25 protein-coding genes and 1 pseudogene are annotated in these 21,915 nt (G+C 51.9%); 6 read left to right on the top strand and 20 right to left on the bottom strand.

All coding sequences use genetic code 11. The features are described 5' to 3' along the window. Positions 1-35 precede the first annotated feature (35 nt). From B9Y58_RS09455 to B9Y58_RS09445, 3 genes are all read left to right on the top strand, one after another. Complete coding sequence (locus B9Y58_RS09455; protein ID WP_233247901.1) at positions 36-974, top strand: aldo/keto reductase; 939 nt, start codon at positions 36-38, stop codon at positions 972-974. A 186-nt stretch (positions 975-1,160) separates the two neighbouring features. After that, positions 1,161-2,210 (top strand): virulence RhuM family protein, encoded by a 1,050-nt coding sequence (locus B9Y58_RS09450; protein ID WP_199220966.1) that lies wholly within the window; start codon positions 1,161-1,163, stop codon positions 2,208-2,210. Between the two features lie 82 nt (positions 2,211-2,292). After that, positions 2,293-3,105, top strand: coding sequence for a LysR family transcriptional regulator (locus B9Y58_RS09445; protein WP_073055536.1), 813 nt, complete (start codon positions 2,293-2,295; stop codon positions 3,103-3,105). On the opposite strand, the gene B9Y58_RS09440 is transcribed toward B9Y58_RS09445, so the two are convergent. From B9Y58_RS09440 to B9Y58_RS09355, 19 genes and pseudogenes are all read right to left on the bottom strand, one after another. Then, positions 3,094-4,485: a DUF3943 domain-containing protein gene (locus B9Y58_RS09440; RefSeq protein WP_143154664.1), complete on the bottom strand. Its 1,392-nt coding sequence runs from the start codon at positions 4,483-4,485 to the stop codon at positions 3,094-3,096. The genes B9Y58_RS09445 and B9Y58_RS09440 overlap by 12 nt on opposite strands. A 362-nt stretch (positions 4,486-4,847) precedes the next feature. Next, positions 4,848-5,459 carry a flavodoxin gene (locus B9Y58_RS09435; protein ID WP_073055540.1) on the bottom strand — a complete coding sequence of 204 codons (612 nt, stop codon included), beginning with the start codon at positions 5,457-5,459 and terminating at the stop codon, positions 4,848-4,850. A gap of 4 nt (positions 5,460-5,463) precedes the next feature. After that, positions 5,464-5,796, bottom strand: coding sequence for a putative quinol monooxygenase (locus B9Y58_RS09430; protein WP_072980505.1), 333 nt, complete (start codon positions 5,794-5,796; stop codon positions 5,464-5,466). Positions 5,797-6,100: 304 nt separating this feature from the next. Next, a complete protein-coding gene (locus tag B9Y58_RS15160) occupies positions 6,101-6,379 on the bottom strand; it encodes a DUF4160 domain-containing protein (RefSeq protein ID WP_073055542.1) in 279 nt (92 codons plus the stop codon). After that, the gene (locus B9Y58_RS09420; RefSeq protein WP_073055544.1) at positions 6,363-6,635 is read right to left on the bottom strand and encodes a hypothetical protein; all 273 of its coding nucleotides are present in this window, start codon (positions 6,633-6,635) and stop codon (positions 6,363-6,365) included. Before B9Y58_RS09420 ends, B9Y58_RS15160 begins: the two co-directional genes overlap by 17 nt. A 248-nt stretch (positions 6,636-6,883) precedes the next feature. Further along, the gene (locus tag B9Y58_RS09415; RefSeq protein ID WP_159450069.1) at positions 6,884-7,720 is read right to left on the bottom strand and encodes a phosphatase PAP2 family protein; all 837 of its coding nucleotides are present in this window, start codon (positions 7,718-7,720) and stop codon (positions 6,884-6,886) included. A 71-nt stretch (positions 7,721-7,791) separates the two neighbouring features. Next, positions 7,792-8,781, bottom strand: coding sequence for a permease (locus B9Y58_RS09410; protein WP_073055548.1), 990 nt, complete (start codon positions 8,779-8,781; stop codon positions 7,792-7,794). After that, positions 8,759-9,178: an arsenate reductase ArsC gene (locus B9Y58_RS09405; RefSeq protein ID WP_073055549.1), complete on the bottom strand. Its 420-nt coding sequence runs from the start codon at positions 9,176-9,178 to the stop codon at positions 8,759-8,761. The genes B9Y58_RS09410 and B9Y58_RS09405 overlap by 23 nt, the downstream gene beginning before the upstream one ends. Beyond that, positions 9,175-9,414: a thioredoxin family protein gene (locus tag B9Y58_RS09400; protein WP_073055804.1), complete on the bottom strand. Its 240-nt coding sequence runs from the start codon at positions 9,412-9,414 to the stop codon at positions 9,175-9,177. The genes B9Y58_RS09405 and B9Y58_RS09400 overlap by 4 nt, the downstream gene beginning before the upstream one ends. Before the next feature lie 59 nt (positions 9,415-9,473). Next, complete coding sequence (locus B9Y58_RS09395; RefSeq protein ID WP_073055806.1) at positions 9,474-9,800, bottom strand: ArsR/SmtB family transcription factor; 327 nt, start codon at positions 9,798-9,800, stop codon at positions 9,474-9,476. A 118-nt stretch (positions 9,801-9,918) separates the two neighbouring features. Continuing rightward, positions 9,919-10,068, bottom strand: a complete 150-nt coding sequence (locus tag B9Y58_RS14595) for a hypothetical protein (RefSeq protein ID WP_158278344.1) — start codon at positions 10,066-10,068, stop codon at positions 9,919-9,921. Positions 10,069-10,079: 11 nt separating this feature from the next. Continuing rightward, on the bottom strand, positions 10,080-10,979 hold the full coding sequence (locus B9Y58_RS09390; protein WP_073055551.1) for an SIR2 family NAD-dependent protein deacylase: 900 nt from the start codon (positions 10,977-10,979) through the stop codon (positions 10,080-10,082). Next, positions 10,948-11,769 (bottom strand): protein-ADP-ribose hydrolase, encoded by an 822-nt coding sequence (locus B9Y58_RS09385; protein ID WP_073055553.1) that lies wholly within the window; start codon positions 11,767-11,769, stop codon positions 10,948-10,950. Before B9Y58_RS09385 ends, B9Y58_RS09390 begins: the two co-directional genes overlap by 32 nt. Positions 11,770-11,800: 31 nt before the next feature. Then, positions 11,801-12,217 (bottom strand): annotated as a pseudogene (locus tag B9Y58_RS09380) (Rrf2 family transcriptional regulator); the annotation flags it as partial. 46 nt (positions 12,218-12,263) lie between these two features. Further along, positions 12,264-13,061, bottom strand: a complete 798-nt coding sequence (locus B9Y58_RS09375) for a hypothetical protein (protein ID WP_073055555.1) — start codon at positions 13,059-13,061, stop codon at positions 12,264-12,266. 164 nt (positions 13,062-13,225) lie between these two features. Beyond that, complete coding sequence (locus B9Y58_RS09370) at positions 13,226-13,735, bottom strand: cyclophilin-like fold protein (protein ID WP_233247900.1); 510 nt, start codon at positions 13,733-13,735, stop codon at positions 13,226-13,228. A 225-nt stretch (positions 13,736-13,960) separates the two neighbouring features. Further along, the gene (locus B9Y58_RS09365) at positions 13,961-15,868 is read right to left on the bottom strand and encodes a heavy metal translocating P-type ATPase (protein WP_073055556.1); all 1,908 of its coding nucleotides are present in this window, start codon (positions 15,866-15,868) and stop codon (positions 13,961-13,963) included. A gap of 8 nt (positions 15,869-15,876) precedes the next feature. Next, the gene (locus B9Y58_RS09360; RefSeq protein ID WP_073055558.1) at positions 15,877-16,095 is read right to left on the bottom strand and encodes a heavy-metal-associated domain-containing protein; all 219 of its coding nucleotides are present in this window, start codon (positions 16,093-16,095) and stop codon (positions 15,877-15,879) included. A 37-nt stretch (positions 16,096-16,132) separates the two neighbouring features. Then, positions 16,133-16,507: an ArsR/SmtB family transcription factor gene (locus B9Y58_RS09355; RefSeq protein WP_083532273.1), complete on the bottom strand. Its 375-nt coding sequence runs from the start codon at positions 16,505-16,507 to the stop codon at positions 16,133-16,135. Positions 16,508-16,658: 151 nt separating this feature from the next. Here B9Y58_RS09355 and B9Y58_RS09350 point away from each other — a divergent pair, with 151 nt between their 5' ends. After that, positions 16,659-19,214: a heavy metal translocating P-type ATPase gene (locus B9Y58_RS09350; protein WP_073055560.1), complete on the top strand. Its 2,556-nt coding sequence runs from the start codon at positions 16,659-16,661 to the stop codon at positions 19,212-19,214. Between the two features lie 33 nt (positions 19,215-19,247). Here the strand turns inward: B9Y58_RS09350 and B9Y58_RS09345 are convergent, their stop codons facing one another. Then, the gene (locus B9Y58_RS09345) at positions 19,248-20,411 is read right to left on the bottom strand and encodes a Bcr/CflA family efflux MFS transporter (RefSeq protein ID WP_073055562.1); all 1,164 of its coding nucleotides are present in this window, start codon (positions 20,409-20,411) and stop codon (positions 19,248-19,250) included. 265 nt (positions 20,412-20,676) lie between these two features. On the opposite strand from B9Y58_RS09345, the gene B9Y58_RS09335 reads away from it, so the two are divergent. Beyond that, entirely contained in the window at positions 20,677-21,180 is a 504-nt protein-coding gene (locus tag B9Y58_RS09335; RefSeq protein WP_073055565.1) for a DUF2798 domain-containing protein, read from the top strand. Positions 21,181-21,211: 31 nt separating this feature from the next. Further along, complete coding sequence (locus tag B9Y58_RS09330; protein ID WP_073055567.1) at positions 21,212-21,877, top strand: MmcQ/YjbR family DNA-binding protein; 666 nt, start codon at positions 21,212-21,214, stop codon at positions 21,875-21,877. Positions 21,878-21,915 lie beyond the last annotated feature (38 nt).

The raw sequence follows: 21,915 nt of genomic DNA, 5'->3' as shown, positions 1-21,915 counted from the left end.
TTGGGTTTGTTGCGGGATTTGGTTATTTTTAGGGCATGAGGTGGTTCAGTTTCTTGTTCATTTTCCTGTTCATGGCGTGTTCGAGCGATGCGGCGTCGCAGGCAGTGCCGAAGGTTTCGGACAAAGGAGATTCGATCGTGCAGAATAGCAAAAGGGCGGCCCCAACGGTCAAGTTGAATTCGGGTTTCGATATGCCGGTTCTCGGGCTTGGCACCTGGACTTTGCGCGGCAAGGTGGCTGAAGACGCAGTCCATGTCGCCATCAAGAACGGGTATCGACTGATTGATACGGCAAAATATTACGACAACGAAGAAGCCGTGGGTAGGGGAATCCGCCGGGCGATTGACGATGGACTTGTGAAGCGCGAAGATTTGTTCGTGACGTCGAAACTGGTGCCGTGGAGCAACTCCTTGGACGAAGATATCGACGACTCTCTCGAAAAGCTGGGGCTCGAATATATCGATTTGATGCTGTTGCACCAGCACGGGAGCGATGCCGAGGACAAGGCGGTTTACAAGGCTATGGAACGTGCTGTGAAGGCGAAGAAGATCCGTTCCATCGGCATTTCGAACTACTACACCGAAAAGACGGCGAAGCGCTTTTTTGCCGATTTCGAAATCAAGCCTGCCGTGGTGCAAAACGAGAACCATGTGTTTTACCAGAACACGGAATTCAAGGAATACGCAAGGCGCTACGGCGCTGTGGTGGAATCTTATTACCCGTTGGGCGGGCGCGGCCACACCGAAGATGTCTTGGGGAACAAGGTTGTCGCAAAGATTGCTAAGGCTCACGAGAAAACTGCTGCACAGGTGGTGTTACGCTGGCATGTGCAATCAGGTTACATTGCCATTCCGGGTTCCAAGAACCCTGACCACATCGCAGAAAACATATCGATTTTCGACTTCGAGTTGACTGACGACGAAATGAAGCAAATCACCGCCCTCGATACGGGCCACCGCTACGAAAACTGGTGAAAACGACTAAAAATTTAGCTAAACTGGATAAAAAAATGCATTTTTTATCCAATACAACGCATTTATTGAATAAAAAAACGTTTTGGGGCTAAATTTTTGTATATTATCCCCTAAAAGGCACTGGCAGCGGATTTCCGCCTGCAAGCCACGTTCGACTAGAAAAGTCGGCTATTTGGTATATCCCCAATGGAAATTGGGCTTTTAATGTATCCAAAGGCCGGCTTTTTTTATGGAGTAAAAATGAGCAAAAAGGATAAAATTGAGATTCGCGACCAGGTCGGGAACGAAAACAGGGGCGAAATCGTGCTTTACCAGCCGGAAGGCGAAGTCCGGCTGGAGGTGCGTGTAGAAAACGAGACCGTGTGGCTCACGCAGGCACAGATGGCTGTGTTGTTTGAAAGAGAACGTTCTGTCATCGCTAAACATATCGGAAATGTTTTTAAGGAACAGGAACTAGATGAAAAAAGTAATGTGCAAATTTTGCACAATACTCTCTCAAAGTTCAAACCAACCACAATTTACTCATTAGATGTCATCATTTCTGTCGGATATAGAGTAAAATCTCTAAGAGGTACTCAATTCCGCCGCTGGGCCAATCAAGTCCTGAAAGACTACATACTCAAGGGCTATGCCGTAAACCAACGTAAAATTGCGACTGATTTGCAAATTGCAGACCGCTTGCACGAACAGCGACAACTAATCGAAGGACAAGGCGTAGAAATTGCGGAATTTAGGAACACCACAGAAAAACGTCTCGGCGAACAGGACTCCCGGCTTTCTGCGGTCGAACAACGCATAGACTTTTTCGTGAATGCAGCGCAAACTCCAACAGGGGGCATTCTTGCGACCGGAACGCGATTTGACGGTTTCGTGCTGATTGCAGACCTTGTGAAGACCGCCAAAAAATCCGTAGTATTCATCGACCCGTTTGCGACCGTCGAGGTGCTGAAATTTGCAGCCATGCGGGCGAAGGGTGTTTCAGCGACGATCTACTCTCCGAGAATTACGCCCGAATTCAGGGCCGCTGCGGATTTACACAAGAAGCAATACCCGGGGCTGGAACTGAAGACCATGCGCACGATTCACGACCGTTTTCTTCTGGTCGATGACACTGTATATCATTTTGGAGCTTCGTTTAAAGATATGGGTAACGAAATGACTGCTTTTAGCGTGCTAGATTTCGTGACACCCGCCGAAGTCATTGCGAAAGTGGAGCAAAATACAAAAGGAAAATAGTGCATTTTAATTCAAAAAACTCCCCCACTATTCACTTGACGCATAGCGGATTTGTTATATTCTCCTCAAAAAGGGGCTTTTTATGTTTGTCGAGACTTACATTTTGCGTTTGCTGGCCGGGTTCCTGGAATACGGGACGCTTTCTACCGTAGCGGACAAGCTCTACACTTCGCAGCCGGCGGTGAGCCGCGCGTTCAAGAAGCTGGAGGACGAAATCGGCGCTCCACTTTTCGAGCGCAAAAAGAACCGCATCGAGCTGAACGAGAAGGGGCGCACGGTCGCCGAATACGCTAAGCGCATCATGGATTTGCAAGGCGAGATGATGGAAAAGGTAAGCCCGCAGGGAGCGGGTACGCGCACGTTCTCTATCGCATCGGTGGCCATCCTCCCCGCCATGCGGATGATGCAGGAACTGCAGGAGAAATACCCCGGCGCGCAAGTCACTTACGAGATTATCGACAACGAGGCGGGAGTGCTGAAGGCATTGAACGTGGGCTCGGCAGATATCGGCATCACCCTCAAGGCCCCGCGCGCAAAGAAATACCACGCCGAAAAATACATGCAGGAGCGGCTCTCGATTGCGCTCCCGAAAAAGCACCCGCTGGCCAAGCGTAAGTCCATTCGGCTCCGGGAACTCAAGGGCGAAACCATCATCCAACGCAGCAATGTGGGGTTCTGGGAGCAGGTCAAGCGCAAGAAGATTCCCGATGTCACCTTCATCAAGCACGACAGCGTGAAGGGAATTTCGAAGCTCATCGAGCAGTCTTCGCTGTTGACGTTTGTTTCGGACCACCAGTTCGATTACGAAATTCCCAAGGACCGCAAAATTGTGCCGCTCGCCGACCGCGAAATGAACGTGGAATTTTTCAAGGTGACGTTGGCGTCAACTCCCTAGCAGGTGGAAATTCAGGTACCACGAAAAGGCATGGATGCGCCTGGACATGGGTTCGGCATATTCCGAGGAATAGGCAGCCATTTTCACGTAGGTGTCAAGCCTGTGGCCCAAATCCAACCAGGAGAACAGCCTGTATTCCACCGCGGTGTTGTTGAGGAGCAAAAAATCCCAGCCCGAAACGCCATATTCCGCAGTCGTTCCCTCGATGGTCTTCATGGCATCTATCGTCGTCTTGTTGTAGATTCTCCACCTCTTGTATAGGGTTTCTATCATCAGGCTGTATTTCACGCCGGAATTGTACTGGTAGCTATCCATATCGGGCTTGTAATCCGGGTGAAATTCCTGAATAATGTCGTCGTAGCCCATGTCGGCAGAGCCAAGCATAATCCAGTAAACCTGATTCATGACACGGAACCGCAAGTTGGGAGTCAGCCAAAGGGCTATGTCCATGGCCCCGCCAAGCGAAAGCGTGCTTACCGTGGCAAGGTCCCCGTAAAAAGTATCGTAATCCAGATTCAACGAAAAATCAAGCCAATGGCCTCGCCCGTGGATCCCCCTGTTCACAAGTTTCCCCATGATATCCATCTGCAACACTTTCCCTTCGAGTCCGCCTTCGCCGAAGAAGTTTAAAGTGAAGTAATCGAAAGGCCGCCTTACCCTCGTGTAGGGTCGACCATACTCAAGGGAAACCGCCATCATTCCGTGACGGTCGTTCCATTCCGCATCCAGTTCGTCGGCATCTTCGCCACCGAACCGATAGTCAGAACCGAACCTGGAGCCAACACCCGTGGCAACTGTCAACTCGATTGGTGTCAAGCCCGTATAAAAATCCCTGTTGCCGAACACCCTGCGCTGGGCATATCCGGCGGGTTCCAGGGCAAAAGCGAGCAGGTGCCTGTACCAGGGCACCTTGGAACCGTTATACGATGCGCGGGAAAGTCTGTAAAGAACTTCGCCGAACATGGAGCCAGCTACTGTCGTAGAAATCAGGTCGTTCGGCGACGGGTATTCCGTTTCGCAGAACATTTCCCAGGTGGAGCTCCCGAGGGCGGCAAACGCCATGCTTCCGTAAAAACCATAACCACCGGCACGGGCCGTAGCGTAATACATGGAGCCCTGATACGGGTGTCCGTAAAAGTTGATGGCCCAATGGTTATGGTCCCATTCCCAGCCTTCGCGGAAGTTGCGTTTCCAATAGCTGGGGCCCGTATGTGCATAACTCTTGTCCAGGACCCAGTAATCCCATGCCCACACAAAGGCGTTGAGCCCGAGCACTTCGGTCCCGACGATAATCGGGTTTACGTGGGTACCAAACAGGCTGTCTTTGGGAATAATGGTCGTGTCGGGAGCACTTTCTTTGGGAACCAGGGTGTCACCCATACTCCTGCGGAAATTGACCAGATCCCGCGCTTCCTGCACGCTGAAAACAGCGTCCTTATCTAGAATCTTTATTCGGAGACTGTCCGGAAGTTGCGTAAATTCCTCGTCCAAATTTTGTGCATACGTGGTAACGCAAAAAGATATGACAAGAATAACAAACGCTTTTAGAACTTTCAGGAACTTCACGGCACAATTTTAAGAATTATCACGTCGTTTAAAAAGGGCATATTCGCAACTTTCTGACGGAGCAACAAATTCTGCAGATTAAACATACATGCACAGAGACCAAAAAGTGGTACTGCTTGCTGGGAACCGTCGATTCTAAAAAATTCATGGCAATCCCGATGATGGTCGACTATGGGTTACGGGCGCAGAACGTCTTCCAGCCATTCTTCGATTTCCTCGCGGCTGGTGCCGATGGCGAAGCGCTTGCTTTCGAGCCAGGTGGAATTGGGCGTAAGTTCCTGCAGCAGCTTGGCGCTTTGGCCCAGCGGGCTTGAAGCCGACGTGCAGAAGGTGAGCAAGGTCTTGCCAGAAAAGTCGTAGCCTTCGAGGAACGTGCTTATGATGCGGGGAGCAATCCCGTGCCATATCGGGTGCGCGATGATGACGGTATCGTATTCGTCCATGTTCTTGACAACGGTTGCGATTTCGGGGCGGGCGGATTCGTCTTTCTGTTCGCGGTCGGCACGGCAGTCCGTATAGTAGGCGATGTCTTCGTCGGTGTAAGGGATTTTTGCGGTGATTTCGAATAAAGTCGCATCCAGGTATTCCGCTGCGTATTCGGCCAGTGGCTTGGTGTTGCCCGTTCTGGAAAAGTAAGCCACGAGCGTTTTGCCGCGGGACTTACTTGCCGATGTCGCGGAACTGGATGTCGCCGAACTTGAATTAGCCGAGCTGTCGTCGGAACACGCGGCAAAGAGGCTCAAAAACAGAACCAGCAGCAATGTCGAAAACAACGCGGGCGATTTCATCGGACTACTTCCTGATGAACTTTTCATCGGTCTTGGGCATGGTGTTGTCGGGCGTGTAGCGTTCGACAGTCATTTTCAAGTCGTACTTGTCGCGGAGTTTCGCAATCGTCTTCATCATGGGCGAAGCGTGGTGCACGTCGATGGCAGCCTGGCTTTCCCACGCGTCAATCAGCAAGATGGTCTCGGGATCGTCCAGCGACTGGAAATATTCGTAGCGGATGTTGCCCTTTTCGGCACGGATTTTCGCCACAGTCCCGCTAGAAACCATCTCTTCGGCGAACTTCTTTGCCGCCCCGTTCTTACCCGTATAGCGCAGGTTTACCGTAATGTTGCTCATGGCACTCTCCGCAAACACGCTCGCAGCGAGCGCAAGGATTAAAAATAGCGTTAAAAACTTGAGTTTCACTTTGCCACTCCGAAATGTTTCGCATATAATATAAATATTTTCGAAGTATGCGCAAAATGCTTAATTTTCATGCTCAGTATGCATGTGACGCATAGTGGGAGCAAATATTCTCACGCTGAGCACGGCGCCTTTGGTGTCGCTGTAGAATAGCGGGGCATTCAGGTTTACATTTTTTAGTTAGTAAGGAATCCTTACATTCTGAGATTACATCCGATTCATATCCTTTTAAGTCTTCTTAGCAGAAATACGATATTTCGTTGAAATGAGCAATCCATTTCGCAACAACATCCTCATGACGAGCTTCAATAATCCGAAGAATATTTTGCAAGACATGCGGATTAATACGCGAATTGTTATTTGCCAAGAGACATTTTCTAGCCCGAGTTATCCAGATTTTAGTGGCATTTGCGGCAGGTACACCTTCCGATACATGAACATGTACCGGTTCCAGAGGAACACCTTCGTTGGACCAGAAATAAACCCAGAAAGATCCTATCTTAAAGATTTGCGGCATTGCTGAACCCACCTTTCTGAGAAAATTCCATTATCAAATGAGCCGTAGATTCAATCACCTTCTTATAGCGATTGATTTCCTCATCTGAAAAACCGAATATATCTTCCCATGTATAGGAGGGTAAATAGCATGTCGCCCGATGGAAGCCGTCTTTTGCGTCGGGCTTTTCGATGTACACCTTAACGCGGCCATCCTTGCCCATTTCGGAATGGACAATTTCCGCGTTGTCGTCAAGTGTCATGAAGGGGTACATCATATTGCCTAACGGCAATATAACATTTTCAGGCCTTGTTTGGCTAGTATTCATCTTTCCTCCCTCCGCCTACATGCATAAAAAGGCGGGGCTTTGCTTGTTTTACACTGTGTGCGAAAAGTTGATTTTCTACACACTTGTGCACTAAATATAAATTGCCAGAACGCAATTGTCAAGAGGTTTATGCATTTTTTTCTCTTCCATCGGTACACAAAGTTGTGGCCCACAAGGTTGTGTACCAGGCGTTTGGCTTAAATTCTCACGCTGAGCACGACGCCTTTGGTGTCGTCGTAAAATAGCGGGGCGATGGTGACCTTGGGCGGGGTCTGCTTTTCGCCGACTTTTTCCTTGTAGAACACGCTGCCGATGTACCAGCCGATGGAGGCTCCCATCAGGGTGCCCGCGACGGCGTCGGAGAACCAGTGTGCCTCCCCTTTTGCGCCGAGCACCATGCTTGTGGCGATGTAGCCTGCATACAGAGCGCAGCCTGCCACGACAAGGGGCTTATCGCGGTTGTAACTTGCGATGCTCATGGCCATGGCCGCGTTGGTCATGGAATGCCCCGAGGGCCAGCCGTAAAAGACTCCGCGCCTAAAAAATCCCCACTTGAAATCGCGGGAACGCTCGCCGCTGTTGAGTTCCGCGTCGGGGTGCTCGCGAGCCGAAATCGCCTTGAGGATGTTGTTGTAGAGGAACGCCACGGCGGTAGCCTGCACGGCGACGGCGCCGGTGTTGTTCAGCGCGCGGTTGTCGCTGATAAAGTACATGTAGCCCGGAACAAGAATCGGGAAGAATGTTCCCATCATCATGCCGGGAGTGAACGCGATGCCGTAAACAAGCTGGTCCTGGCGGGCCGCAAAACGGGCCATCATCAGGTCGTTGTTTTCCATCGAGAACTTGTACGTGAGCGCTCCGCCGAGCATGTGGAACCCGAGCGGCCAGCCGAACGCACTCAGCAACATGTTATGGCCCAGATGGTTGAGCGGAGAAAGCTTTTGTGCGCTATCGATGGCTGCGGAATCCACGCTTGTCGAATCGGCTGCGGGCGTTTCAGCATGTGCGAAACTTGCAAATACCGTGAACAGCACAAGCACCAATATCTTTTTAAATGTCGCTATATTCCGTAAATACATCCTTATAAAATATACAAACTAAATAATCAGGAACTTATAGAAAGATTGTAGCCGATTCCAAGAACGATGATTGCCGCTGTAACCGTTCCGAAAAAGACAAATATCAGTTTAAGTGTCATGACCTTTTTTAAAAGCATGGCTTCGGGGAGCGAGAGTCCCACAACGGCCATCATAAAGGCAAGCGCCGTGCCAAGAGCGACACCCTTTTGAACAAGAACCTCGACAATGGGAATAACTCCAGCTGCATTTGCGTACATGGGAACGGCAAGAATTACCGCCAGGGGAACGGCAAACCATTTGTCTTTTGACAGGTATTCTTCGAAAAATCCCGAAGGAACATAACCGTGCATTAATGCGCCGATCGCAATGCCTGCAAGCACATAGGGCAAAACCGAACGCGTTACACCAAGGGCATCCCTTGCTACTTGGGGTATTTTCTGCAGTACTTGAACGCCCCTTTGCTTAAGGCTGCATGGCTTTGCATCGTTATTGATGGATTCGTTTGTCCGCTGCAAATTTTTCACCCAATCGCTTAGAAATCTTTCCAGCTTGAACCGTTCTAGGAACATCCCTAAAAATGTTCCAAGAAACACGCCGGAACCTACATAAATCACAGTCACTTTCAATCCGAATGTTCCCGCAAGCATAGCAACAGCGACCTCGTTTACAAGTGGCGATGTTATAAGAAAACTGAACGTGACGCCAAGGGGGATGCCGCCCCTGACAAAACCGATGAACAGGGGAATACTGGAACATGAGCAGAAAGGGGTAATCGCTCCGAAGATTGCGGCGAGGAAATATTGGACTCCGTACAAACGATGCGACGACAAAAAATTGCGAATCGCCTCAATCGGGAAAAATGTATTCAGCAGCCCCATCAGGAAACTAATAAAAAGCAATATCAGGATAATTTTGAGGCTGTCGTAAACGAAGAAATTTATCGTCGAACCCAAAGGAGACGAGCCATCCAATCCAATGATGTTGTAAACAAGATTATCGGTGAATGATTGTATCATAGAAAGCCCTTACTGCCGTGTCGATTTCATCCCTTACACGACGAAATTCCTGCAGAATTTCGGTTTCAGTCCCTCTGAACGCGTCAGGATCATCAAAGCCAAGATGAATTCTGTTCTTGACTGCCCCCAAAAAAATCGGACAACTTTCTTTCGCCTTGTCGCAGACGGTGACAACGTAGTCCCACGATGTATCAAGATACTGCGATACATTTTTTGGCTTATTAAGGGAAATGTCAACCTCTCGTTCCTTCATCACTTCGATTGCAGTCGGATGCACGTTCTTTGCCGGAAACGTTCCTGCAGAACATACGGTCAACGACGAATCCAGTGCCTTGAGAAATCCTTCGGCCATTTGACTACGGCACCTGTTGCCTGTACAAAGAAAGAGTATCTTCATGTTTCACCTTTGATAAGTTCTTTTATTTTATCTTCGCTAATTTTACCTGTAGACACAAGCCGTTCATCGACAACAAGCGCGGGTAAAGTCATGACATTGTACGGAAGCATTTGGACAACATCGTCAATGCGGGAAACTGAAGCTTCTATGCCCGATTCCTTAACGATTTTTTCAACTGTTGCAGCAAAGGCGATATTGCAGCCACACTGACTCATGAGTATTTTTATGTTTTTCATTTTATCCTCTTTTTTTTGTTTGTAGTTCGTAGAACAACGAACGTGTATGGCAAAATTTTTTAGCAGTCGCATTCCCTATTGCAAAAATCTTTATTGAAAAAATCACTGAACAATGCCTGGGCCTTTTTCCAGTTTTTTTTGTTTATACAGTACTTGACCTTGGGCGTTTCAATTTCACCCTGGATCAAACCGGCCTCTTTTAGCTCCTTTAAATGCTGGCTAACCGTGGCCTTCGCAATGGGCAGTTCTTCGTGGATATCGCCAAAATAGCAGGTATTGCGCTTGGCCAAGAACTGCATGATACTTATGCGTGCGGGATGCGCCAAAGCCTTGGCATACCTCGCCAAGGTCTCGGTTTCTTCACAGTATTTGCTTTTTTTGGCCATTTCGGTTTCTGTTCGTTGTTCGTAAATGTACAAACATTATTTTAAAAAAGCAAGAGAATAATTGTATTTTTTTTCTTGAGGTGACAAGAAAACGTTTATTCCACCGAGAATGTCGCCTTCACGTTCCCTTTGCCGAGGAATTTTCTTCGAGCGTCGCCGTGAAGGTGGTATCGTTCACATAGATTTTAAGTTTCACGAGAGCCTCCGTTTGAGCGGATGAATTGGCGGACGATTTCGGCGTCTGAGTTTCAGGTTGCGACGAGAACACTGACTAGAGCACTAGAAGAGAGACGTCACCACCTCGCCGATATCGCCGTCGACGCATAACGAGCGGGGCCCGATGTCGTCGGGAGCGTAGGCCTGTCCGTAGTTGATGCAGGCGTAGGTGGCGTTCGAATTCAGGGCGGTCATTTGCCAGAACGGGTACTTGATGATTCCGGGGGTGTTCATGCCTACGCCCAGTTCTAGGAACAGCACGTTTCCGCCGCGCATGGCGTTACATCTGTCGAGAAATTCGCGGTAACGTTTTGCGGCACGGTGCCAGCCGTCGTCTTCTACGAAGGTGGAATCGGAACGCAGGTTCATGGACATGGGGCGACCGCAAATGGGGCACCTGGGCAACAGTTCCGCAGGGACGGTCATGGCGCCGAACAAGCCCGTCTCTTTTGAAAATCCCTGGGCGTCGAACATGGCACGAATCTGCTTTTCGTTGTCGTAGGTGCAGGGGTGGCACGGCTTGCTGCATTGGAAAAGCCCGTAATCGCCCTGTGTGTAAAAGAGCCGTTCCTTGTCAAAGCCCGCTTTTTGGAAACAATGGTCTACGTTGGTGGTAAGGACAAAGTAATCCTTATTCCGTAGGATTTTCAGGAGGTTTTCATAGACGGGGTTCGGGGCGGCCATGTAGCGGTTTATCGTGACATAGCGGCTCCAGAAGGCCCACATTTCTTCGGGAGTCCCGTAAGGAAAAAAGCCGCCGGAATACATGTCCGAAAAGCCGTACTTTACAGAAAAGTCAGCGAAGTACTTGACAAAGCGTTCCCCGGAATAGGTAAATCCCGCCGATGTCGAAAGTCCAGCGCCCGCGCCCACGACGACGGCATCCGCCCTTGCCAGCGCCTCTTTCAGTCTCGACACTTCGGCAGAAAAATCATTCGTTGAACTTTTCGAAAATCCGCGCATAGATAGCCTCGTCCTTTTCGCTGAAAACGTTAAAGACAACCTTCATGGGGTTTTGCGTACGGCGTTTCCATTCCAGCACCGTATCCACCGCGATTTGGGCGGCGCGTTCCGGCGGGAAACGGAATACACCTGTAGAAATACAGCAGAAGGCGATAGATTCCACACCGTTCCGGGCCGCAACATCGAGGCAGTTCCTGTAGCACGATTCCAGCAACTCGCAGTCCCGTTCCGTAAGGCCGTAGCCCACGATTGGCCCCACCGTGTGCAGCACGTATTTGCAGGGCAGGTTGTAGGCTGGCGTGATTTTAGCCTGTCCTGTGGGTTCGGGGTGCCCTTGCCGTTTCATCAGGGCGTCGCAAGCGCTACGGAGGCGGACCCCCGCGAAGGTATGGATGCAGTTGTCGATACAGCTGTGGCAAGGCTGCCAGCATCCCGTCATGCCGCTGTTTGCCGCGTTTACGATTGCATCTACCCTGAGAGTGGTGATGTCGCCGCGCCACAAAAACAGGGAATCGCCAAACAAGTCCGGCGCACCCGCGCTGAAGCGCCTGCCGATACTTTCAATGTCCGCGATGTCCGTTATTCCGCGACCACGGATGGATTCCTGTAGGTATTCGTCCTGAATCCTGTAGAATTCATCGCTTGCGGGGGTGGCTTCCCGCACGTTCATCAAGGAACGTAGCAGGATTTTCTGTCCTTCGGCGTCCGCGGGGATGGTCGTGCCGCTGTACCTGGGACTTTCCGCCAGTAGATACTTTATCAGGAATAGTCTGCGCTCCGCTTGGTTCATGTTTCCTCCCGGACGGTTCAGGGGTGGTCTTGAGTTGTGCGGCGAGGCCCTTCAGGGTCGTCTTCTCCAGTTCCATTTCCAGCGCCGTCTGCGCCGAATTCAGGGCCGGGTCCAGCAGGCGGTGGATGTTCCTGCCTACGGGGCACAGCGGATTCGGTTCCGGGTGGAAACTGAAGACGATCCGCTCCTCGTCGTTATCGTTGATGGCCTTGTAGACATCCAGGAGCGTTATCTTGTCGGCAGGACGTGCAAGGTGAGAGCCCCCTACGCCAGGAGCCGTCTCAACCAGGCCCGCCTTTTGTAGCTGCAAAAGGACCTTGCGGATGATGACCGCATTCACGCCGGTGCTGCCCGATATGAATTCCGAGGTCACCCGTTCCGCACCCTCGAAGAAATGGATGCAAAGCAGGGTATGGACCGCCGCCGTAAAACGAACGCTGACTTTCATAATCCGCAATTTAACAATTGTTGCCTGCGTTCACACGCACCTTGGTCTATTTGTAGAACATTCCCGCCGTCATGTCCAGGTAATTTTCGCCGGAGTAGTTCGTAAATTCCTGCTTCATGGCGCTCTTGAATGCCGCCGGGTTCACGTTCTTGAGGGCGATATTCTTCATCACCTTCAGGTACTGGATTTTAGCACGGGCATCTTCCAGATTTTCCACCGTGTAGTGTGACGTGAGAATCAGGGAAATTCCGCGGTCGATGTAATCCGTGAGCTGCGCGATGATGGCATCGGCGTGCTTGCTCCCCGCCACGATGGAATGAACGTCGTGGCCCATCATGTGGGTGTAGACAACGTTGATTTCGGGAAACTCGATATCGAATGCCTCCTGGGTCGCGACAATGCGCATGTCGATGCCCGCGAGATTCAACGTCTCGCCTTCGATAAAGTCTGTCGTCGCGTAAATGGAGCTGTCAAAAGCATCGCCAAAAGCCGCCGTGAAATTCTTGACCAGGGCCGCACCGCCTCCGTTATGGTTGTAATCGTCGGCATGGCGGGTGCTGTACACGGGAGCACCCTTCATGAAGGTCGCGCCCGCGCCATGGTAGGCAATCACCGTGCCCACGAATTCTACCGAAAGGCCCTTGATGTAGGCCTCCAGTTCCTTGATGTTGTCGAAGAAACAGGGGGCTTCGACCATGAACATCTTGCCGCCCTTTTCCAGCAAGAAACATTCGTCGGTTATCAGGTCGTTTGTCTTGTAGGCGTGCAGCTTGACCGCCCCGAAATCGTAGACTTCCACGACGCCCTTGCCAAGATTTACGGTCTTGAAGTTGTTCTTTTCCATTTTGAATCTCCTTGGGCCAAGCCCGTTTTTGTTTTATTTTAAGTTGTTGTTCTTTAATTGTTACAACACGAAATATAACCAATTATCGTTGTAATGTCAATAGAACAACTAGAAATTTAAAGTAAAAACTTGGTTACAAAAAGGTTAGTTAGAGCTTTCGCTGTTTATTCCACCGAAAATGTCGCCTTCACGTTCCCTTTGCCGAGGATTTCCTTGAGACGTTTCTTATTCACGTTGTCGATGCGGGCCAAGCGCGTAAAGTTCCAGGAATTCTTGTCGTAGTAGATGGTGATGGAATTGCCCTGGTAAAGGATGATGTCGCCCGCGTCGGTGTCGATTTGCATGTCGTTGCGCGGAAAACTGCGCGGCAGGTCAGCCACCTTCTCGAAGCTGCCGTAGTCGTGCATGTCGAGCGTCATGTCGCCCTGCGTGAGAAATTCGGCGAAGGCCTCGGCCGAGGAATTTTCTTCGAGCGTTGCCGTGAAGGTGGTGTCGTTCACATGGATCTTGAGTTTCACGGGAGCCTCCGTTTGGGCAGATGAACTTGTTGGTACTGCGCCGGGTGTTTTACTGGCAGACGATTTCGGCGTCTGGGTTTCAGGTTGCGTCGAATGGCTCGCAGCATCGCTGCAGGCCACGAGAAAGAACAACGCTATAAGGACAAAATTTCGCATACTCACAATATAAATAATTGTGCGAGCGATTCAAAATACTTATTTGCTATGACTCGCTATGCCTTTTACGCATAGTGAAACAGGATTATTGCATGTTGGCGAACCGCTCGATAGCCTTGGTACACATCAATGCATCCTTTTTTGCCGGGCGGTTTTTGATATACCTATACCCCAATAGGTATGAAATAGAATGAAAAAGATTTTCTATCAAGGAGTGAGTCTATTTTACTTCGCCTTGAATCCCAGCATCCGCATGGAGTTGAGAATCGCGATGACGGAGACGCCTACGTCGCCGAAGACAGCCATCCACATGTTGGCGATTCCTACGGCGCCAAGCACCAGTATGACCGCCTTCACGGAGAGGGCGAACACGATGTTCTGCCTCACGATGCGCATGGTCTTGCGTGCAAGGCGTACCGTTGCGGGAATTTTCCTGATGTCGTCGTCCATGATGACGACGTCTGCTGCCTCGATGGCGGCATCGCTCCCGAGGCTCCCCATGGCTATCCCGACATCTACGCGAGAAAGCACCGGGGCGTCGTTGATGCCGTCGCCCACAAAGGCCAGCATGTCGCCTTCGCGCCTTGCCCCGAGCAGGGTTTCGACGCGTTCCACCTTGTCTGCCGGCAAAAGTTCAGCATGGAACTCGTCTATGCCGAGCTCGCCCGCCACCGCCTCGGCAGAGCGCCTGTGGTCGCCGGTGAGCATCACGCATTTTTCGACACCGGCAAGCTTGAGCCCGCCGATAGCCTCGGCGCAGCCTTCCTTGACCGTATCCGAGATGACGATGGTCCCGAGGAAAACTCCCTCCTGGGCGACATAGATGACGGTCCCTGCGGACACCTGCGGCGTGAATTCGATTTTTTCGCCCAGCATTAGGCGCTCGTTCCCGAGCAGTGTCAGCTTGCCATCTACGGGAATACGGATTCCCCTGCCCGGGATTTCTTCGGAAGCCCCCACGCGTGAAAGTTCCGGAGCAGCACCGGCGTGGGTATTGGCGTAGGCTTCCAGCACCGATTGCGCAATGGGGTGGTTCGAGCAGGATTCCCCGAGGGCTGCGATTTCCAATAGTTTGTCTGCATCTATTCTAGAGCCATTTCCGTTCGCTTGTTCTGCAGGCAGGATTTCCACCACCTTGAACTCGCCCTTGGTAAGGGTTCCCGTCTTGTCGAAGACCACCGTCTTTACCTTGGAGACGACTTCGAGGTAGTTACTCCCCTTCACCAGAACGCCCAGTTTGGAAGCGGCCCCGATGCCCGCGAAGAATCCGAGGGGGACCGAAATCACCAAGGCGCAGGGGCACGAAACCACAAGGAAAATGCAGGCGCGTTCAATCCAGGTGGCCCATTGTTCACCGAAGAGTAGCGGCGGGACAATAGCGAGCAGTACCGCCGCCGCCGTAACGATGGGCGTGTAGACGCGTGCAAAACGTGTAATAAAATTCTCGACGCGGGCCTTCTTGCTGCTCGCGTTTTCGACAAGTTCCAGGATGCGGGATACCGTGGAATCTTCGAAAGCCTTGGTCACCTTCACCTTGAAGGTGGAACTTCCGTTCACGCAACCGCTGATGATGTCACTCCCGACGGTTACCCTCCTCGGCACGGATTCGCCCGTGAGCGCCGCAGTATCCACCAGCGATTCTCCCTCGACCACAACACCGTCCAGGGGAATGCGCTCTCCCGGCTTCACCACGATGATGTCGCCGATTTCCACCTCGTCCGGGTCCACCAGGACAAGCGACCCGTCGCGTTCCACGTTCGCATATTCGGGGCAAATATCCATCATGGCGCTGATGGACTTGCGGGACTTGCCTACCGCATATCCCTGGAAAAGCTCTCCCACCTGGTAAAACAGCATGACCGCCACCGCTTCCGAGAACTCGTGAATCCCGAAGGCGGCCACCGTCGCGACCACCATGAGAAAGTTCTCGTCAAAGACCTGGCCACCCCGGATGTTCTTGAACGCCTTGCCGAATATGTCGTAGCCCACAATCAGGTAGGGTACTGTATACAGGCAGAGCCAAAGAATCCAGTTGTCGCCTAGATTGCCGAAGTGTTCCACTGCGATAAACGCAAAAAAGAACACGGCGGAGACGACAATGCGAACAAGGTTTTTCTTCTGGGATTTGGTCATGACGTTTTCTAGCCCAGGATTCTGCAGTCGGGTTCCACCTTGGCGCAGATGGCCTTGGCCTCTGCAAAGATGGCATCAAAACGGTCATCCGGGGCTTCCAGCGTAAACTTCTGCGTCATGAAGTTCACCGACGCATCTATCACGCCGTCAATCTTCTTGATGGCGGCTTCCATCTTGGCGGCACAGTTTGCACAGTCGAGGTCTTCGAGCTTGAATTTCTTTTTCATGATGATGTTTCCTTACTTTATTTGTTAAACTTTTTCTTTATTCCAGAACGTGTTCCATGCCCTGGTTGAATATGGTCTTCACGTGTTCGTCGGCAAGGGAGTAGTACACCACGCTCCCCTCCTTGCGGAACTTCACCAGGTTCGAGTGCTTCAGTATGCGCAGCTGGTGCGAAATGGAGGACTTGGTCATGGAAAGCAGCACAGAGATGTCGCTTACGCACATTTCGGCGTTCATCAGGGCGCAAAGAATTTTTACGCGGGTAAAGTCGCTGAAAATCTTGAAGATATCCGCGATGTCCATCAGGAGTTCGTCTTCGGGGATGCGTGGGCGCACGGCCTTCACCACGTCGTCGTGGATGCAGGTGCAGTCGGAGCCTTCCAATTCAATATCGTTTTCCACTTTTCCAGTCATATTCGCCTCTGGACCGTTCGGGTCCTTTTTTGACTTTTTGAAGCCGTTTAAATTTCCAACAGTTGAACAATTGTTCAACTTTTAATGTAGAAAAAGCAGAGGAGCATGTCAAGGGATTTGGCTTTTTTTATATTTTTTTTTGGAGATTGTTATGGACAGATACAATGTAACGGGTATGAGCTGCGCCGCCTGCGTCGCACGGGTGAAGCGCGCTGTTAAGGCGCTGCCCGGGGTAGAACGCTGCGACGTGAACCTGCTCACCCATTCGATGGTCGTAGAAGGTCCGGTGCCTGGCGACGACATTATCAAGGCCGTGGAGGCCGCCGGCTACGGTGCCGAACCCCTTACGGCTCCCGGTACGGAAAGTCCTGCCGAAATGGGACGTGATAGGCTCGAAGACAAGGAACTCCCGGTGCTCAAGAATAGGCTCGTCTGGTCGCTCCTGTTCTTGCTCCCCCTGCTATATTTCAGCATGGGGCACATGTCGTTTGACTTTCCCTTGCCGCGCTGGTTCCTGGAACCGGAGCCGAACCACGTGGCCATGGCCCTGTTGCAGCTCGCGCTTACGACGGTGGTGCTGGTCATCAACCAGAAATTCTTTGTAAACGGTGCCCGAGGAATCATAAACCGCGCTCCCAACATGGATTCCCTCGTGGCCCTGGGGGCGGGAGTGTCGTACCTGTACAGCCTCGCGGTGCTTTTCGCGATGTCGCGGGCCCAGCTGATCGGCGGCTCGGACGCAGCAAAGGCCTTCATGGACAAGTTCTTTTTCGAGGGGGCGGCAACCATCGTCACCCTGATTACCGTCGGGAAACTCCTGGAGGCCATATCCAAGGGCCGCACCACAAACGCCCTCAAGGCGCTTATGGATCTCGCCCCCAAGACGGCGACACTCCTGGTGGACGGTCAAGAAAAATTGGTCCCCATAGACCAGGTGCAGGTAGGTGACGTGTTTGTGGTAAAGCCCGGGTCATCGGTTCCTGTCGACGGAATCGTGCTCAAGGGAGCCTCCGCCGTAGACGAATCCGCCCTTACCGGCGAAAGCATCCCCGTTGACAAGGCTGCAGGCGACAAGGTGGCCTCGGCGACGGTCAACCGGTCGGGTTTCCTGGAATGCCGCGCCACCCGCGTAGGCGAAGACACCACGCTTTCCCAAATTATCCGGATGGTGAGCGACGCCTCCGCAACCAAGGCGCCCATATCTAAAATTGCAGACAAGGTTGCAGGCATATTCGTGCCCGTGGTTATCGCCATTGCAGCCGTCGCGACCCTAGTGTGGCTCCTGGTAGGAGCGGAGACGGGCTTTGCGCTTGCAAGGGGAATTGCTGTGCTGGTCATTAGCTGCCCCTGCGCGCTGGGACTTGCGACTCCCGTGGCCATCATGGTGGCAAACGGGGTGGGCGCCCGGCACGGAATCCTCTTCAAGACATCGGCGGCACTAGAAACGGTCGGCCGCGTAAGCACCGTCGTCCTGGACAAGACAGGGACCATCACCAGCGGCACTCCTGCCGTTGTCGGCGTTCTCCCAGAAGATGGCGTAAGCGAAAGCGAACTGCTACGCTACGCCTCGGCGCTGGAATCGCGAAGCGAACACCCCCTGGCAAAAGCCGTTACGGAGCAGGCAAGGCGGGAATCGGAAAAATCAGGACAGTCGCTACAGGCCTGGATTGCGGACATTTCCGGTTCCGTGGTGCCCGAAAGTTTCGAGGTACTCCCCGGTTTCGGACTGAAAGCCACCCTAGCTTCGGGCACCGAAAGGCAGGTGCTCCTGGGAGGCTCCTTGCGCTTTGTACGGGAGCACATCCAGATTTTCGAAGCTGTCGAAAGCAAAATTCGTGAATCGTCTGCGAGGGGCGAGACTCCCCTACTTTTTGCGCTATCCCTTGAAAACGGCACTTCCAAGCTCCTCGGGACCATTACCGTTGCCGATAGCGTGCGGAGCGACTCCCGCCTTGCCATCGGAGAACTCAAGTCCATGGGGCTCAAGGTGTGCATGCTCACGGGCGACAACGAACTGACGGCAAACGAAATCGCCCGGCAGGCGGGCATCGACCGGGTTTTCGCGGGAGTGCTCCCGCAAGGGAAAGACGACGTGATCCGGGAACTCATGGAAAATTCTACAGTCGCCATGGTTGGTGACGGCATCAACGACGCTCCGGCCTTGACCCGCGCCCATGTGGGCTTTGCTATCGGAGCGGGTTCCGACGTAGCATTGGATGCCGCCGACGTGGTGCTGGTCAAGAATTCCCTGTGGGACGTGGTAACCGCCATAAGGCTCAGCCGGCGGACCATCCGCAACATCCACGAGAACCTGTTCTGGGCGTTTATCTACAATGTCGTCGGAATACCCCTTGCGGCAGGTTGCTTCTACCACCCGTTCGGCTGGACGCTGAACGCCACCTTCGCGGCATTCGCCATGAGCCTTTCCAGCTTCTGCGTGGTGACTAACGCCCTAAGACTTAATTTATTTAAAACAAAGGCCGTACCGGCTAAAGGAAAAACGATGCAAAAGAAGTTCAAGGTCGAGGGCATGATGTGCCCCCATTGCGAAGCCTCCGTCAAGAAGGCGGTAGAATCCATCGACGGCGTGGAAAGCGCCGCGGCAAACCACAAGAAAGGCGAACTGCTGGTGAAATTCTCCCGCGAGATTCCCGATTCGACCATCGCCGAAGCCGTAAAGGAAGCGGGCTACGAGTTTATCGGGTAATACATCGTCGGTTGATGGCGAGACATTCAAAGATTAACGTCGAAAGGCCATTGCCGAAATCGAAATAAGTGTCAACACCGCGCCCACGAGAAGCACGATTGATGCACTTGTGGCGATGTCGCCCATGCCCACCAGCGGAGAGACGATTCCGCCCATCAAGAAGCCTGATGCCCCGATGGCCGCTGCAGCGGTACCTGCATTTGTACGCTCAGCGTTCAATGCCAAGGCCGTTGCCGGAGGCTGGCTCATGCCGAACATGAACGTAAGCCCCATGAAGGCGACTTGCAGAAGCGGGAGTAAAGCGTGCGTCATGAGGGCGGCAGCAACGGCAATCGCGAAAACGAGCATCCCCGCGCCCGCGATTTTCAGGGCCTTGAATTCGCTGCCGACTTTACCCGACAAGGCGCAACCGATGGCCGTGAAAACGGCATTCAGCGCAAAGCACAGACTAAAGCCGACAGGCGAAAGGCCGTAGATTTTTTGGTAGATAAACGGCGAAGACGCGATATACCCGAACAAGATAATCATTGGGAACGTGCATACCAGAAAATACAATACGTAGGTGCGGTTCTTGAACACTTTTGCGTACAAGCTAAAACTTGCCAAGACAGACTTTTTGCTGCGGCGTTTTACAGGGAGCGATTCCTGAAATTTCCCTGACATAAAGAGCAACAGAGCACCATACAGGAGCAACACCGCGAAAGTCCCTTTCCAGCTCATGAAATTCAGCAAGAATCCGCCCAGCACGGGGGCTACAATCGGGGCGACTCCGTTCACTGCGCTCACCATGGCAAGGAACTTGGTGAGGACGGGACCACGGTAGGAATCCGCCGAAATGGAACGGGCAATCACGATGCCGCCGGATGCCGCCATGCCCTGCAACAAACGAAACACGTTGAAGGTTACGATGTTCGGCGCAACAATGCAGGCGACAGTCCCGCAAACAAAAAGCAACAGACAAACTAGCAACAACTTTTTGCGGCCATACTTGTCGCTCAGTGGGCCTACAAAGAGTTGCCCCACCGAAAGCCCGAGCATGCTCATGGTGAGGCTCAACTGCGCCATCGAGGGGCTTGCCGCAAAGTAATCGGCAAGGCTCGGGAGGGCCGGCAAGTAAAGGTCAGTCACGAAGGGGCCGAACGCCGAAAGCAAGCCTAGCAACAGCATAAGGAAAGTGAATTTCTGTTTTCCGCTCATAAATTCCTCTTGGCGAAACCATGCAGAATCGCCATAAAAAAAGCCCGCAAAGCCGGACAACTGGACTTATGCGGGACCGCTACACGTTGATTTCGCAAGCGAATTTAGGAAAAAATTTTTCCGTTGGCAAGTTCTTGACAAAGGCAAAAAAAATTTTTATTTATGGGCACGAAATTTCATTGCGTATAATGGTTCAGCGTGAAACTCAAACATCAGGGTTTTGCGCCTTTTTTATTGCGCAGGGCCCGCAACAAAAGAGGTTAAAATGGACTTTTACATGAAACTCCCGCGCGGCAAACGCGAATTCACCCTTTTTCTCGTGACGCTTTCGATTATCTCGATGAACATCATCGCGCCGCTCATCACCTGTTTCGAGATGGGTTTTAGCATGGAAAGCTGGGCGCACGTATTCCCGATTATGCCGATACTCTGGCCGTGCGTCATCGCGACGGTGCTTGTCACGTACAAGCCCGCTGCATTCCTGACTTCAAGGCTTACGCAGAAAGGCGACAGTTTCCATGCGGTGATTACACTCAACATCATGTGCACGGTTTTCCTGATGTCCATCATCTTGACGATTGTAGGTACCTGGGTCGGAAACCGCGAAATCACAATGGAGCCGCTGGTAAACTTCTTTTACAAGTGGCCTCGCAACTTTGCCATTTCGCTCGCGGTAGAAATCTTGATCGCGCAGCCGATTGCCCGCCGCGTGATGCTAGGCTTGCACAAGTACCGCGACGCCCGCCGGGAAGTCGCTGTTTCTAACTGAGCCGTAAATAATTTTATCTATCTTTTCGTTTGTGACAGGCATCGACGAACAATTCAACGGCAAGAAACTCCTTGTAAAAAAGCTCATTCCTTTCGGATTCACGAAGGAAGGGGCAAACTATGCGCTCGTCCGCGAAATACTTGGCGGACAATTCCGTCTGGAAATCAGAGTGGGACGGGGCAAGAAAGTTTCGGTCAAGGTATTCGATAACGATTCCGGTGAAGAATATCTACTGTTTTCGGTGCTGTCAGTGCAGGGGGCCCTCGTGGGCCGCATCCGCAAAGAAGTTTCTGCCATTACGGATAAATTCATTAGCGAATGTTTCGAGACGCAGATTTTCAAAAGGAAATCAGCGAACGACCTGATTGGCTACGCGGAGCAAAAATACGGAGACAAGCCCGAATATCTGTGGGAACGGTTTCCGCAATTCGCCGCCATCCGCAAACACGAAAACAAGAAATGGTATTGCCTGTTGGGGACTGTCGAAAAATCAAAAGTTGGCCTCAAGGGCGACGAGATTATCGAAGTGGCGAACTTCAAGATAGTCCCGAAGGAATTGCCGGAACTCCTGAAAAAGCCCGGCTACCTCCCCGCATACCACATGAACAAGAAAAGCTGGGTAACGGTCATCCTTGACGGGACCGTGCCGCTAACCGAAATCAAGAAATTGCTGGATAAAAGCTATACGCTGGCGTGAAAAATAATGTCATTTCAGCACAAAAACAGCCGCCAATA

The organism is Fibrobacter sp. UWB15 (assembly GCF_900177705.1).
GTDB lineage: Bacteria > Fibrobacterota > Fibrobacteria > Fibrobacterales > Fibrobacteraceae > Fibrobacter.
This window is presented reverse-complemented; position numbering and strand designations above follow the sequence as displayed.